Origin of the sequence: Paenibacillus sp. PAMC21692, assembly GCF_014303795.1 — a bacterium.
Classification (GTDB): domain Bacteria; phylum Bacillota; class Bacilli; order Paenibacillales; family Paenibacillaceae; genus Pristimantibacillus; species Pristimantibacillus agaridevorans.
The window spans coordinates 8434589-8449434 of sequence record NZ_CP060293.1 but is presented as its reverse complement, the minus strand read 5'-3'; the positions used below and the strand labels follow the sequence as shown (position 1 = coordinate 8449434).

The window sequence follows — 14846 nt, the reverse complement described above, 5'->3', positions numbered from 1 at the left end:
GCTCATTATGGCCATCTTGAAGAATGATTGGGCGGAAAAGCTGGAGGGGGAGTTCGAGCAGCCCTACTATTTGAAGCTGAGAGATTTTCTAGTTGATGAATATAGCAGGGGAGCGGTATACCCGGACAAATACGATATTTATAACTCGCTTCATTACACGTCGCTTGCCGATACGAAGGTCGTGATCCTGGGGCAAGATCCTTATCACGGGCCAGGCCAGGCGCACGGTCTCAGTTTCTCCGTAAAGGAAGGGATCGGCACGCCGCCGTCGCTGCTGAACATGTACAAAGAGCTGCGCGAGGATCTGGGCTGCTACATTCCCAATAACGGCTACCTGATCAAGTGGGCGCAGCAGGGCGTGCTTCTGCTAAACACGGTCATGACGGTGCGGGCGCACGAAGCCAATTCGCATAAGGGGCAAGGCTGGGAGCATTTCACGGATCGGGTGATACAGACCATCAACGAGAAGGACAAGCCCGTCGTGTTCCTGCTATGGGGCAGCCATGCCCAGAAAAAGGCGGAGTTCATCACCAACCGGCATCATCTGCAGCTTCGCTCGCCGCATCCAAGCCCGTTGTCGGCGCACCGGGGTTTCTTCGGCAGCAAGCCGTTCTCTCGGGCCAATGAATTTCTTCGCGCGAGCGGCCGCGGGGAGATCGATTGGCAGATTGAAAACATATAAGCCAATGCCTTTCGGTACCCAAACGTCCGTCCAAAGTGTGAGCGTCTGCATCCAACAAAGGAAAGAGGAGAGATGACATTGCAGAAAGCTGTTTGGAAGTGGACTTTATGGACGATAGCGGTTGCCGCGTTGTTGCTTCTGCTCGCGGCAGGTCTTCTCCTCAATAAGGTTGGACTAGACAATGCCGGACTCATGTATCGGCTGCGATCTGCCGAAGGAGCAATCCTACCCATGAACGGGGACGGAGAGTACGTATCCAAAGCGAAGGGCCACCGAGAGCTCCTTAAGGAAAAAATGCATGAGGAAGGCTGGACCTATGCAGGCCAAGAAGGGTCCGGCTATTTTTTCGAGAAGGACGGAGAAACAACGATTGTGACGGCAACGCAAATCTGGAACCGGCATTACATCAAGTATCGCACTGCTAATCGGGAGATCGATCTGGCGGCGGAGAGTTAGAATTTCCGAGCCGTATCGTTTATCATGAACATAATTCATTAATATAACACTAACGATCCCTATGGAAAGGAACTACGCCATGAACACGGAACCGGTCAAACTGACTTCCTACTCAACCAAAGGAGGCTGCGGGTGCAAAATCGGACCCGGAGAGCTCTCCCAAGTCCTTCGCGCCTTGCCGGCCTCTATACCGAACCCCAATCTGCTGGTCGGTATCGATACGAGCGACGACGCCGGCGTTTACAAGCTAAGCGACGAGCTGGCGCTTGTGCAGACGGTGGACTTTTTTACGCCGATCGTCGACGATCCGTATTCTTTCGGCCAGGTGGCCGCGGCCAATGCGATCAGCGATATATATGCCATGGGCGGCAAACCGCTGACGGCGCTTAATATTGTCGCCTTTCCGATCAAGACGCTGGACAAATCCATTCTTGCCGAAATTCTTCGGGGAGCCGGGGACAAGACTCGGGAGGCGGGCATTACGCTCGTAGGGGGACATTCCATCGACGATGCCGAGCCAAAGTTCGGACTTGCCGTCACGGGCCTTGTACACCCGGACAAGGTGCGGACCAATGCGGGAGCGCTTCCCGGCGACAAGCTGATCCTGACCAAGCCGATCGGCGTAGGCATCCTGACGACGTCCATCAAAAAGGACAAGCTTAGTGCGGATGAAGTTCGTCGTGTGACGGAGGTCATGGCGACGCTCAACAAGACGGCCGCGGAAATCATGGAGCCGTTCGACGTGCATGCTTGCACGGACGTAACGGGTTTCGGCCTGATGGGACATGCGCTGGAGATGGCCAAAGGCAGCGGAGTGGGGATACGGGTGAACGCTGCCGATGTCCCCGTCCTGCCGAGAGTCAGAGAGCTGGCGGAGTCGGGCTTCGTGCCCGGAGGCACGAAGAACAATTTTGCCCATGTCAAGGATTCCATCGACTTCGCGGATACCTTGGACGAGATCGGGCAATGGATCCTGTGCGATGCCGTTACCTCGGGGGGCCTGCTCATCTCCGTAGCCGGAGAACAAGCGGAAGAGCTATTGGATAAGCTGAAGCAGTCCGGCGTGGAGGCTGCCATCATCGGCGGCGCGACGGATGAGCATCCCGGACGCATCGAGGTCAGATAAAGCGAGAAACCATACGGCAAGGAGACGGTATCGTTGTTTCAGGATATGAGCATAGACGAGCTATTAAAGATGCGGCAGAGCAAGACGGTCGTCACTATCGACGCGCGTTCGCCATCCGAATTCGCCGAAGCGACGATTCCGGGCAGTCTCAACATTCCGCTCTTCGACGACGCGGAACGCGCGGAGGTCGGCACAACCTACAAGCAGGTCAGCGTTCAGGCGGCGATGGACCGCGGGCTGGAGCTGGTATCGGCCAAGCTGCCTGATTTTATTAAGCAGTTCCGCGAGATTCCGGGACAGAAGGTCGTATTCTGCTGGCGAGGCGGCATGCGCAGCAAGACGACGGCAACGGTTCTCTCCTTGATGGGCATACGTGTTCATAGGCTGACGGGAGGCTTCCGCGCTTACCGCAAGTGGGTCGTGGAGACGCTGGAGAATATGGAGCTGGCTGCTTCTCCGATTGTCTTGCTTGGCAATACCGGAACGGGCAAGACGGCTATTCTCCGCCAGCTCGCGGAGGAGGGCTATCCCGTCCTTGACTTGGAAAGAATGGCCGGACATCGCGGTTCTATCTTCGGACATGTAGGGATGGCATCCCATAATCAGAAGACGTTCGAGTCGCTGCTTGTTGCCGACTTGCTGCAGCTCGGGCAGTCCCCATACGTCCTGATTGAAGGGGAGAGCAAGCGAATCGGCAAGGCGGTCATTCCGGATTTTATCGTGAGGAAGAAGGAGCAAGGCGAGCAGCTGCTGATTCGTCTGCCTATAGAAGAACGCGTACGTCATATCGTCGAGGATTACCGTCCGCTGGAGCATAAGCAGGAGCTGATTCAAGGCTTTCAGCGCATACGCCGCCACATTCATACACCGGTTGCCAAGGAAATTGCGGCATGTCTGGAAGCCGATCAATACGAAGCAGCCGTCCGGCTGCTACTGGAGCATTATTACGATCCACGCTACGAGCACGCAATGAGCCAGTATAGCGGACCGACGACGATCATCGAAGCCGGTACGGTTGCCGAGGCCGCCAGGCTGGTGAAGGAACAACTCATGAGCCGAGGATATTGAAGAGCGAAGAACATTCAGAAGCCGTGCAAAGTGGCTTGTCATTAACTACACCGAACAGCCCTTCCTTGGGAGCCGAGGAGGGGCTGTTCGACATTTTGCAAGAGCTGCAGGTCGCAACGAGTCATAAATATGAATCCTTTTTGCCGAAAATAAGGTACTATAAGATCAGGAAATTGTTGCAGAAGGAGGCGGGCAAATGGGGATTCTATCCAGATTCAGGGATTTGATGACCAGTAATGTAAATGCGCTGCTTAAGCGTTCCGACAATGTAGAGAAGTCGCTTGACGAATATATGCGAAGCGTAAATGGCGAGCTGGGCAAGGTGAAGGCGGAGACGGCGTCGATTCTGGCTGCGGAAAGCCGGGCCAAGCGGGCGCTCGACGAATGCAAGGCGGAGATCGCCAAGCTGCAGCGATACGCGGAGAAGTCGGTTCAGTCGGGCAATGAAGCTCAGGCGATGAAGTTTCTGGAACAGAAGGCGGCGGAGGCTGGCAAGGAAGCCGAGCTGCAAGCCGCTTACCATACCGCGGCGGGCAATGCCGCGAACATGAAGGCGCTGCAGGAAAAGCTGACCGCGGATATCAACTTGCTGGAAGCGCGCCGGACGGCGATCAAAGGCAAGCTTGCCGCTGCGGAAGCGCAGCAAAAGATTAACGCTGCGGACACAGCGGGTGTAGCGGGAGCGTCTATGCTCGACGAGCTGGAGGAGAAGGCGGAGCGCGCTTATGACGAGGCGATGGCGCTCGCGGAGCTTCGCAGAGACGCGGCCTACGATATAGACGCAGAATTCGAACAGTACGAGAAGGCGAAGGAAACGAAGCCGGAGGAAGAGCTGGCCGAGCTGAAGGAGAAGCTGGGCCGGTAAGGCCTTTCGAATGTGGATAAACAATAGCGACGCTCCTGTCCGTTTGAAGGACAACCTTGCACATACGAGCGATCGAAACTAACAGACACCAGCGACGCTATTTGTCCGATTTTTAACGTTCACCCAATCTAACAGACAGGAAAGACACTATTTGGTCGTAATGGAGTCAAATGGCGCTCTGAGAATGTCAATAAGGTAGTCTGTGTCCGTTAGATTTTTGAAAACCCAAAAAATCGAAGAATAGCGTTGTTTATGTCCGTTAGGCGGTGGGTGACTAGTGACTACTGACTAGTGACTACTGACTAGTGACTAGACGCTTTTGGTTTTTTAACCACCAGTCCGGGTGATTTTGTTAAGGAAACAAAGGTAGCACAACAGTGCGAATCGGGAAGGGAAAGGGGTGTGATGGCACGAATGTCGGTCATTGCATATAAGTGTCCGAATTGCGGGGGCGAGATGGCGTTCGATAGCGCCTCCGGCATGCTGCTATGCCAAAGCTGCGGCAGGAAGGACGAGATCGAGAGTTATTCGGGCTCCAACAGCCACTCCGTTTTTAGCGGAGACGAGGCGCACGAATACCACTGCACGAGCTGCGGCGCCGTGCTCATCACGGAGCCGGAGACGGTAGCGACGTCTTGCAGCTTCTGCGGCTCCAACGTCGTATTGGGCGATCGGCTGGCGGGAGAGCTGTCTCCCGACATCGTCATTCCGTTCGCGATTAGCAAGGAAGAGGCGCAAAAGGCGTTCAAGAAGTGGTGCAAGAACGGTCTCTTGACGCCGCCGGGCTTTATGACCGCGGACCGGATCCAGAGCATCACGGGCATGTACGTGCCTTTTTGGTTATACGATCTGCATAGCAGCATCCAGGTACAGGCGCACGGGACCAAGGTACGAACCTATAGAAGCGGCGACTACATGTATACGGAGACGCAGCATTATGACGTCTACCGGGACATCGTGCTGGATTACGTAAAGGTGCCGGTGGATGCCTCGGAGAAGATGAACGACGAGCTTATGGACAAGCTGGAGCCGTTCCCCTATGATCGGCTAAAGGAATTTAAGGCGCCCTATCTCTCCGGCTACGTCGCGGAGAAATATAATTACGACGACAGCGTATTGTATCCACGCGCCAAGCATAAGATTGGCGATTACATCGAATCGTATATCAAGTCCACGATGCAGGCATACCATGTACTGACTTACCAGAACAAGAACATCCGGACTTCCGCGATGAAGGCGGATTACGCGCTGCTGCCCGTTTGGGTTGTGCATTATGACTATAATAAACAAAGATACACCTTCGCGATGAACGGGCAGACGGGGAAGGTCGTCGGAAAGCCGCCGCTGAGCAAGGGCAAAATATTCGGCTGGTTCGCGGGCATCTTCCTCGCGGGGTTCGCGGCCATGAAAGCCATACAGCTGGCGATGGGAGGCGGAATATGGTGACAGGAAGACAATTTAACCGCCTTTCCCCGTTCGCGGGGATGGTCGCAATCATAGGGATGCTCTTCCTGTGCTTTCCGCTGGCCTCCGTGTACGCGGCCGAGGACGGGAAGCCGCTGATTTACGACGAAGCGGGACTGCTTGACGCGGAGCAGGAGGCCAAGCTTACGGAGATGGCAAGAACGTACGGTGCCGAAAGGGAGACCGACATCATCATCTATACCTCTCTTAACGAGTCGGGAGCCGATGTCATGAAGATGACGGAAGACTTCTACGACAACAAGGCTCCCGGCTACGACAAGCCCCATGGCAATGCCGTCATTTTGACGATGGACATGAAGTTCAGGGAAGTTTATTTGGCGGGCTTTTACAAGGGCGAGGATTATCTGGACGACGGCAGACTAGACCGCATCAGGAACCGGATCACGTCCGATTTGTCGGCGGGCGATTATTACGCAGCGTTTTCGGACTACATCGTAACGGCGCATCGTTACATGGGTTACAAGCCGGGCGTGGATCCCGATAATATTTTGTTCAAATGGTGGTTTCAGGTCGGCGCAGCCGGTGTTGTAGCTCTCCTGATCGTCTGGCGGATGGTGGCGAACTCGGGAGGAAAAGTCACGGTGCACAGCCGCACCTACGAGAACGTCGGATCCTCCGGGGTCATCGGCCATCGCGATCAGTATATAAGAACGACGGTAACGAAGCAGCATATTCCGAAGCCGAGCAGCGGTGGTGGCGGAGGAGGAGGCGGTGGCGGCAGATCGTCTGGCGGCCATTCGCACAGCGGAAGTAGAGGATCATTTTAAAAGGGGAAGGATGAGGCATAATGGTGTTTTTCAAAAACCAGTTCGCAAACGTGGTGGAATGGGAAGAGTTCCGCGACGACATGATATTCTGGAAGTGGAGCAACAAGGAAATCAAAAAGGGGAGCAAGCTGATCATCCGCCCCGGCCAGGACGCGATCTTCGTCCATAATGGCAGAATTGAGGGTATCTTCCAGGACGAAGGCGATTACAATATCGATTCTCAGATTATTCCGTTCCTCTCCACGCTCAAGGGCTTCAAGTTCGGCTTCAACAGCGGCATGCGGGTCGAGGTCGTGTTCGTCAACACGAAGGAATTTACGGTAAGATGGGGGACGCAGAACCCCGTCATGATTCCGACGCCGCAGTTGCCGGGCGGCATGCCGATCCGCGCCAATGGCACGTTCGTGTTCAAGGTAAAGGATTACGTGACGTTTATCGATAAAATCGCCGGCGTGCGGGAGAGCTATCTCGTCGACGACGTAAAGCTTCGCATTACCTCCGTGCTCGACAGCCTGCTCATGAAGTGGATCAGCACGGAAGGCAAGGATATGTTCAACCTCCAAGCCAATGCAGCGGAAATCTCGCGTGGCATTCGCGAGGATCTCGACATGGAACTGCTGGATATCGGCATCACGATTTCGGGCTTCCAGGTGATGAGCTTCAACTATCCGCCGGAGATCCAGGCGATGATTACAAAAAACGCCTCGCACAGCATGATCGGGGATATGGGCCGCTACCAGCAGGCGTCGATGATCGACGCGATCTCATCGGGCAAGCTGCAAAGCGGCGGAATGGCGGCCGATGCGGCAGGCATGATGATGGGCATGAATATAGCCAAGGAAATGATGAAGGGCATGAATGGCGACGGCGGCCAGCAAGGCGGGAACGGCGGCGGCTCCGGGCAGCAAGGGAGTTCCAACGCATCGGGGCAGCAGGGCTCCGGATCGGCTCCGTCCGGCGGGGGGAAGCCGAATTTCTGTCCGAACTGCGGCGCCAAGAACGAAGGCGCGAACTTCTGTCCCAACTGCGGTCAGAAGCTGGGCTGACGGCAGTAGATCCACTGTGCGTCTAATGGTCGATGGATGAGCCTCCGTTGCGATCAAGCTGGCAACGGTCGAACACTCATGACTCGCCAACCCCCAGGACAACCAACAAGCCGTCGCGACCATCGCGACGGCTTTTCCTTGTCCTTGCGGAGGACGCTCCTATTTCGCAACTGCCGTGTCTCCCGACGATCCTATGCCCGAACTGCGGTCGCGTTCCTTCGCCATCGACCAGCCGATCAATAACAGCGATACGACGATAATGGCGGTCGGGATCAGGAACAGCAGCGGATGGTATCCTTCGATAAATAGAGGGAGGACATAGCCGAGCAGCGTCGCCATCAGGATGATGCTTTCGTACAGGCTGGCGCCGAAACCGCTGCGGCCAAGGAACATGCGCTGCACATAACCCATCGCCACGCCGAACTTGATGGAGACGAACAGCGAATAGACGGGCTGCACGAGGAAGAAGTAGGCCAGCGGAGGCGCCGCAAGATAGACGGCGTAGCAGGCAATTGCGCACAAACCGCCCAGCATTAAAATGCGCTTGGTGCCATAACGCGCCGCCCAGTAACCGGAAACGGTCATAAGCAGCAGCTCGAATATGGCCTGTACGCTCCAGATGTAGGAGGCGAATTCGGCGCGGCCGAACAGCTCTTTTACGACGAGCGGCAGGTATAGTCCACGCACGGCGTCAGCGCATGCAATCATAAGAATAGCGAGAAGCATGAGGAGAGAAAAAGGTTCTCCATCCTTCGGAGCTGCGACTTTTTTGCCCCCCGTCGGCGTTTCGGCGCCCAGCTCTTTGTGCATCAGAAGCAAAACCATCAAGGCGGCATATCCGGTCAGATTGCCCCATAAGACCCCTTGAAACGTCGCGAGCACATACAGGTTGGCTCCGATCAGCAACCCGGCGAAGAAACCGACGCTCATCGACGAACGAAGCCAAATAAGCGCCATCTCGACCAGAGTGGGCGCCAGGCGTGCGAAGTGGTTACGCGCCAGCGCGAACAGCTGCCCCATAATGAGTCCGGAGGGAGCCGATGCCACGCACAGGAAGATGAGCGCCTGCGCGTAATTATCCGCCCGCATATACATCAGCAGCCCTATCATGCAGATGATTGCAGCGCCGATGGCAATCCTCTTTTTGCTCCTCATCCTGTCGCTAAAGATGCCGACCGTTATCGTAACGATGAGGTTGAGCAAGGCGGATATTGCAAATACCGATACGATCTGCCCTTTAGCAAGCCCGATGTTCTCGCTTAGATAGATGGCATTCATAGGCGCCAGTATGCCGAGTCCGATGCCATAGCAGAACAACGCGCCCAATAACCCGCGAGCTCCGGGTACGTCCGCGAACGTCCGCAAGTCCTTCCATATGTTCAATCGAATCGCTCCCAATCGGATCAGTGGATAATAATCTAGTTACGAGTATACCACCAACATAGCGATCTGTACCGATCCTTTTCCGGAACCCTGTTTGATGAGGCCACAGGCTCGGGAGGGGGTTGTTTTCCGATTTCGGAAATAGGTCCATTGAAATGTCCCTCGTCAGGAGGACGCTCCCTGGCCGCCTTCCGACTTGCGCAAATACGCCCCCGTTATCGAATGCTCGGCAGCGGCAAGCTGGACAGGAGTGCCTTCGAAGACAATTCGGCCGCCCTGATGTCCGCCCTCGGGGCCCATGTCAATAATCCAATCGGCCCTCTTGATTACATCCAGGTTGTGCTCGATGACCACCACCGTGTTGCCCCTGTCGACCAGGCGGTTCATAATGTCCATCAGACGGGAGATATCGTACATATGCAATCCGGTTGTCGGCTCGTCCATCACATAGAGATTGCCCTCCTTATGCAGCTCGCCGGCGAGCTTGATGCGTTGGCATTCTCCGCCCGACAAGGTGCTTAAAGGTTGGCCCAGCGTCACGTAGCCGAGCCCCACATCTTCCAGCGTCTGCAATTGACGGAGCAGTTCCTTCCTGCTGAAAAACTCCAAAGCTTCCCGTACCGTCATGGCGAGGATGTCGCTGATGGATTTTCCGTTCAGCTTATATTCCAGCACTTCGTCGCTGAACCGCCTGCCCTCGCAGCTTTCGCAAATCGTCCTTATCGGCTCGAGAAAGGCCAAATCCGTGTATATCATCCCGAGACCCTGACAATTGGAGCAGGCTCCTTTGGAGTTGAAGCTGAACAATGATGCGCTCACCTTGTTGGAGGCTGCGAACAGCCGCCGGATCTCGTCCATCATTCCCGTATAAGTGGCCGGATTGGAGCGGATGGATGTGCCCACGGCCGACTGGTCGATGACAATCGACTCTGGATGCGATGGCAGGAAGACTCCGTTAATCAACGTACTTTTGCCCGAGCCGGCTACGCCCGTTACCACGGTCAGCACACCGACGGGGATATCGACGGTAACATCCTTCAGATTGTGAAGCCTGGCGCTGGTTACGGTCATCCAATCCGTAGGCGTCCTGGTTGAAGTTTTCAAGGGCAGGTTTTGCTTTAAGTGCCGTCCTGTCGGCGTATCCGCGCGGAGCAGGCCCGCAAAGTCTCCTTCGTAGACGATTTCTCCGCCGCGGGTTCCTGCAAGAGGTCCGACATCGATGATGTAATCGGCGATTTCGATCACCTCGCGGTCGTGTTCGACGACGAGCACGGTATTGCCTTTGTCCCGGAGCTGACGCAGCATGCCGTTGAGACGATGGACATCTCGCGGATGCAGCCCCACGCTCGGTTCGTCGAAAATGTAGATCATGCCGGTAAGGCTGCTGCTCAGATGACGGACCATCTTGATGCGCTGCGACTCCCCGCCCGACAAAGTGGCGGTCTGCCGGTCCAGACTCAGATACTCCAGTCCGATGGAGACCAGATGGTTCAGCCGGGTTAAAATCCCGCCGATCATCGGACCCGCAACGGGATCCCGAATGACTTCAATCATACGGATGAGCTCGCCGATTTCCATCGCCGCGCACTCCGCAATGTTGTATCCGTTAATCCGACAGCCCAAGGCCGCTTGGTTAAGCCGGCTTCCCCCGCAAAGGTTACAATCGCTAAATGATAGAAAACGTTCCACCGTTTCGCGTTTGGCATCCGATATCTCGCTGCTGTCCCGCTTTAAATACAGGCGGGTGAGCTTGGGCAGCAGACCCTCGTAATTCGATTCGATATCGCCGCCTATGGTGCGGTATACGATTTTGCTTTCTTTGCCGTTTAGGAGAGTGTCCCATTCTGCCGGCGTATAGTCGGCAAGCCGCTTGTCGTTGTCGAACAAGCCGGAATGGGTGTACGTATTCAAGTACCAGCTTCCCACTTTAAAGACGGGGAACAGGATGGCGCCTTCATTAAGCGATTTGGACTTGTCGAGCAGCTTCTCCACGCCAAACCGCACCACCTGTCCGACGCCGGAGCATTCCGGGCACATGCCGGCCGGTTCGTTAAACGAGAAGACATGAGAAGAGCCGACCGAAGGCTTGCCGATTCTGGAAAAAAGCAGCCGGAGCATGGCATAAATATCCGTGATTGTGCCGACCGTCGAACGGGAGTTGCCGCCGAGTCTTTTCTGATCGATGACAACCGCCGTAGACAAGTTCTCGATGAGATCGGTATCCGGCTTACTAATACGGGGCAGCCGATTGCGGACGAATGCGGAAAACGTCTCGTTAAGCTGCCGCTGAGCTTCGGCGCTGATGGTGTCGAAAACAAGGGAGGATTTGCCCGATCCCGAGACACCGGTGAAGATCGTGATTTTTTGCTTCGGGATGCGGACATTCACGTTTTTCAGGTTATTCTCGCGCGCTCCTTCAATTACGATATCATAGCCGTTCATAGACATCACCACGGATTTCTATTTTCCAAGAGCGAATGGTAAATGAGTTGTACGACGCCCGAGGAGAACGTTCTTGTATGAACCAATTTTAAATTCAACCTCTGTTTTATATCCGTAAACAGCGGTTTGCCTTCTCCCAAAACAACAGGGTGAACGGATAATCTAAATTCATCGACAAGTCCCAAGTTGATGAAAGTTGTAATCAAACTTGCTCCGCCATATAGCCAGATGTCTTTACCCGGCTCATTCTTTAATTTAGCTGCTTCTTCAAGAATACCGTCATTTATGAAAATTACGTTATCATCGGTGCCCCTTTGCGTCCTGGAAAACACATATTTTTTTTTGCTATGATACAATCCCCAAAGTTCTTTATCGGAATCCGAATGATCAATTTCCGGCGTATATTGACCCCATAAATCATAGCTTTTTCTTCCATATAAAATGGTATCGATTTGATCTAAAAAATGATTAAACTCCATCTCGGAGTCCATGATGCACCAATCGACCTCACCATTTTTTCCTTCAATAAAACCATCCAAAGTAACTGCTAAATCTAAAATGATTTTTCGTTTCATGAGCGGTAACTCCTTTCGTTGACTTACCCCCATTATAGATCCTCAAATACGTCACCTTATGTCATATTAAGAAAGGAGAGGCAGCCGAACGGCCTCCAGTATACGCTGCGCGGCCATGCAGAGCTCCACTTGACGGAAGCCGAGACCGCGGGTGTTCCGTAGAGGACCGCTTATGGCGGTACGAATCCAGTCCGCGAAGGAATAGACGGCGTATTTGTGCACATCCTTTGCTGTCGCTAAAGTCTCTGCCAGAGCGATGATAAAGGCCAGAGACGACGCGTCCGCCGGCAACCGCATGCTGCCGGACAACCTCGGCACGATACTTTTGCTCCACAATTCCCGAGGCGGAAGTCCGCCAACGCCGAGCATGCGGCCGACACCCGACACTTTGGCTTCGGGGAGCGAGTCGAGCATCTCTTTGCACATCTCTTCGGTTATCCCGCCGATGTCGACGCAATACGTTTTCCCATGTAACCCTCTAAGCTGCCGAATGGCGTCGTAGTAGCCCATGTTCAAGCTGCGTCGTATCGACTCGGGATTAAAGCTCATCATGCCGCCGAGCGGTTCGGAAGGCGAGATGGTCGTAACCGTCATACCGGGATACCGGGCTTTGCGAGTAATCCCGAGTCCAAGCGTCCTGATCGCGACGACTTGTTTGTAGCCTTTAAGAGCCAACATATTAATCGGACAGTTGTCATACAGCCCCCCGTCGATAAAAGCCTCGTTGTCGATGACGGTTGTTTGAAAGCCGGGAAAGGAAGCGCTGGCCATCAAATAGTTCGCCAACTGTCCTTGCGGTATATCTTCCTTGTAGAGCTCGCGCGGAGCGCGGCCCGTCAAGGATACCGTTACCAGCCCGAAGTCGGCAGGGGATTCTCTCAGCCGGCTTTCATCGACAACGGATGCGATCAATTGCCGCATCTTCCTGGTATCCATGCCTCTGCTCGCGATGAGTTTCCGGGTTCTCGAGGCCAAGTGGCGCAAGGCGCTTGTGTCGAGCCTGCGCCGCATCAGCAGGTGGTATTCCTCATCGGTAATATCGAAAATCGCGCGGGCATCCAGCCGCTCCCACAGCCGATAGCCGTTCTCGAAGTCGCCTTGCGCGATGACCGCTCCGTTAAGCGCGCCGATCGAGGTGCCGACTACCGCGTCGAACGTATGGCCCGCCTCTAGGTACGCTTTCGCCACTCCCATATGATAAGCGCCTTTGGCGCCGCCGCCCTCAAGCGCCAGCCCCAGCCCCAGCCCCGGCTTTGCAGCTTCCGCCATGATGGCAATCCTCCCGTCTGTCTTGTTGCTCCGTTATGTAAGCACTTATAAAGATATGTATGCCGTACCTTGCAGACATTTCCATTATACCTCCGGCAATCATGCCATGCATATGGCGAGAAGGTATATTCGGCCTGCATAACGTCAGACAATATGTTCGAGTTCAAAAAGTTCGGTTTTCAGCACCGAGAAGATGGAATGCAAGTAGAAACTGAGGAGCGGAGCGTAGTGGAACTACGTGAGCACCGGAAGTTTCGCTTGCGTTCCATATTCGATGTCGAGTACGCTTCCTGGCATACTTCGTGATCAAAAACGAACTTTTTGAACAACCTCTATATCGAAGAGAGGAAGGAGATGGTCATGACAAATCTCGGCAGTATAACGGGGATGACGGCGCACTTTAAACGAGGAGCCGGACTCTATCGCGGGGTCTTCGTCGTGCTTGGATACGACAGGTCGCAAGACAGTTTCATAGCAGGGTTGTTGCAAGGGAATGGAGAATGGACGGCAGTCGGTTCCTTTCGGGAAGGGATGAAGCCGGAGGAGAGGGAGACGCTCGCCAAGACGATTCTTGACAATCGGGAGGAGGACGGCGGTTTGGGTACGCTGGTTCGGACCAAGCCGGGGATTTGCGTGGAGCTCGGTTTCGACGGACTTGCAGCTAGCGACAATGGCGGGATGGGTCTTGAATCGGCGGTCGTTCATCTTGTTCATCCCGCTTTTTGTTCCTTCCGATTCGGAGAGAAGGCGGACACTTGCACCTGGAGCAAGCTGATCGTGGACAATGCGGACCTTCTCCCCAAGGCGGGATTGACGCACCCGGAGAAGCCATTGTGGGCTTCCGCCGGCATCGCCAAGGAGGATTATGCGGCTTATCTCATCCGGATCGCTCCCAGGCTGCTACCTTTTTTGCAGAATAGAGTATTGACTTCGATTCGGTATCCTCACGGCGTGCCGGGGGAGTTGTTTTATCAGAAAAATTGTCCCGCATACGCACCGCCTTTTGTCCGTACCTCGGAATCCTCAGGGATTAACTACATCGTCTGCGACGATCTATCGACGCTGGTCTGGCTTGGCAATCAGGCGGTTATCGAGCTCCATGTCCCGTTCCAGCGCATCGGCGAAACGAATCCGCTCGAGATCGTGCTGGATCTCGATCCGCCAAGCCGCAAGGAGTTTGCGCTCGCGGTGCGGGCGGCTATCGAAATTCGCCAGGTGCTTGACCGGTTCGGCATAACGGGTTATCCCAAAGTATCCGGAGGGAAAGGGATCCAGATCCACATTCCGCTTGGCCCGGCAAACACGCTGACGTACGACGACACAAGAGTGTTCACGTCATTCGTCGCGGAATATTTGGTGCAGAAGTTCCCGGCGCTGTTCACGATCGAACGGCTAAAGAAGAAGCGGGGCGGCCGGCTGTACGTCGACTATATTCAGCATGCGCCCGGCAAAACAATCATAGCCCCCTATTCCGCCAGAGGCACGGAAGCGGCCACGGTGGCGGCTCCCTTGGAGTGGGACGAGGTGAATGATGGCCTCGCGCCGGAGCAATTTACGATTCCGTCGGTGTTGGAGCGGCTTCATACAAGACCTTGTCCGATGCGGAATTATGGGGTTCAATCCAACACTGTCCTTGGCATTGTCATTGCGCAACTGAAAGCGGGAACGACCCGCTTGTGATC

13 protein-coding genes are annotated in these 14846 nt (G+C 54.8%); 9 read left to right on the top strand and 4 right to left on the bottom strand.

The window, feature by feature from the left end; genetic code table 11:
• Window positions 1-7 precede the first annotated feature (7 nt).
• The 8 genes from H7F31_RS33440 (at window position 8) to H7F31_RS33405 (ending at window position 7495) form a co-directional block, all read left to right on the top strand.
• Window positions 8-682, top strand: a complete 675-nt coding sequence (locus H7F31_RS33440) for a uracil-DNA glycosylase (protein ID WP_187102384.1) — start codon at window positions 8-10, stop codon at window positions 680-682.
• 78 nt (window positions 683-760) lie between these two features.
• Window positions 761-1138, top strand: a complete 378-nt coding sequence (locus H7F31_RS33435; RefSeq protein WP_187102383.1) for a hypothetical protein — start codon at window positions 761-763, stop codon at window positions 1136-1138.
• A gap of 79 nt (window positions 1139-1217) precedes the next feature.
• Complete coding sequence (selD, locus tag H7F31_RS33430) at window positions 1218-2264, top strand: selenide, water dikinase SelD (protein WP_187102382.1); 1047 nt, start codon at window positions 1218-1220, stop codon at window positions 2262-2264.
• Between the two features lie 33 nt (window positions 2265-2297).
• Window positions 2298-3332, top strand: coding sequence for a tRNA 2-selenouridine(34) synthase MnmH (mnmH, locus tag H7F31_RS33425; RefSeq protein ID WP_187102381.1), 1035 nt, complete (start codon window positions 2298-2300; stop codon window positions 3330-3332).
• A gap of 196 nt (window positions 3333-3528) precedes the next feature.
• Window positions 3529-4197, top strand: a complete 669-nt coding sequence (locus H7F31_RS33420) for a PspA/IM30 family protein (protein ID WP_187102380.1) — start codon at window positions 3529-3531, stop codon at window positions 4195-4197.
• Window positions 4198-4611: 414 nt separating this feature from the next.
• Window positions 4612-5643 (top strand): TFIIB-type zinc ribbon-containing protein, encoded by a 1032-nt coding sequence (locus H7F31_RS33415; protein WP_187105680.1) that lies wholly within the window; start codon window positions 4612-4614, stop codon window positions 5641-5643.
• Window positions 5637-6449 (top strand): TPM domain-containing protein, encoded by an 813-nt coding sequence (locus H7F31_RS33410; RefSeq protein ID WP_187102379.1) that lies wholly within the window; start codon window positions 5637-5639, stop codon window positions 6447-6449. The genes H7F31_RS33415 and H7F31_RS33410 overlap by 7 nt, the downstream gene beginning before the upstream one ends.
• Before the next feature lie 20 nt (window positions 6450-6469).
• A complete protein-coding gene (locus H7F31_RS33405; protein ID WP_187102378.1) occupies window positions 6470-7495 on the top strand; it encodes an SPFH domain-containing protein in 1026 nt (341 codons plus the stop codon).
• Window positions 7496-7654: 159 nt separating this feature from the next.
• Here the strand turns inward: H7F31_RS33405 and H7F31_RS33400 are convergent, their stop codons facing one another.
• The 4 genes from H7F31_RS33400 to H7F31_RS33385 form a co-directional block, all read right to left on the bottom strand.
• Complete coding sequence (locus H7F31_RS33400; RefSeq protein WP_187102377.1) at window positions 7655-8878, bottom strand: MFS transporter; 1224 nt, start codon at window positions 8876-8878, stop codon at window positions 7655-7657.
• A gap of 165 nt (window positions 8879-9043) precedes the next feature.
• Entirely contained in the window at window positions 9044-11320 is a 2277-nt protein-coding gene (locus tag H7F31_RS33395; protein ID WP_397373560.1) for an ATP-binding cassette domain-containing protein, read from the bottom strand.
• A 5-nt stretch (window positions 11321-11325) separates the two neighbouring features.
• Window positions 11326-11895, bottom strand: coding sequence for a dihydrofolate reductase family protein (locus tag H7F31_RS33390; protein ID WP_187102376.1), 570 nt, complete (start codon window positions 11893-11895; stop codon window positions 11326-11328).
• A gap of 66 nt (window positions 11896-11961) precedes the next feature.
• Window positions 11962-13164 (bottom strand): patatin-like phospholipase family protein, encoded by a 1203-nt coding sequence (locus H7F31_RS33385; RefSeq protein ID WP_187102375.1) that lies wholly within the window; start codon window positions 13162-13164, stop codon window positions 11962-11964.
• A 354-nt stretch (window positions 13165-13518) separates the two neighbouring features.
• Between H7F31_RS33385 and ligD the strand changes: the two genes are divergently transcribed.
• Complete coding sequence (ligD, locus tag H7F31_RS33380) at window positions 13519-14844, top strand: non-homologous end-joining DNA ligase (protein ID WP_261800236.1); 1326 nt, start codon at window positions 13519-13521, stop codon at window positions 14842-14844.
• Window positions 14845-14846: the final 2 nt, after the last annotated feature.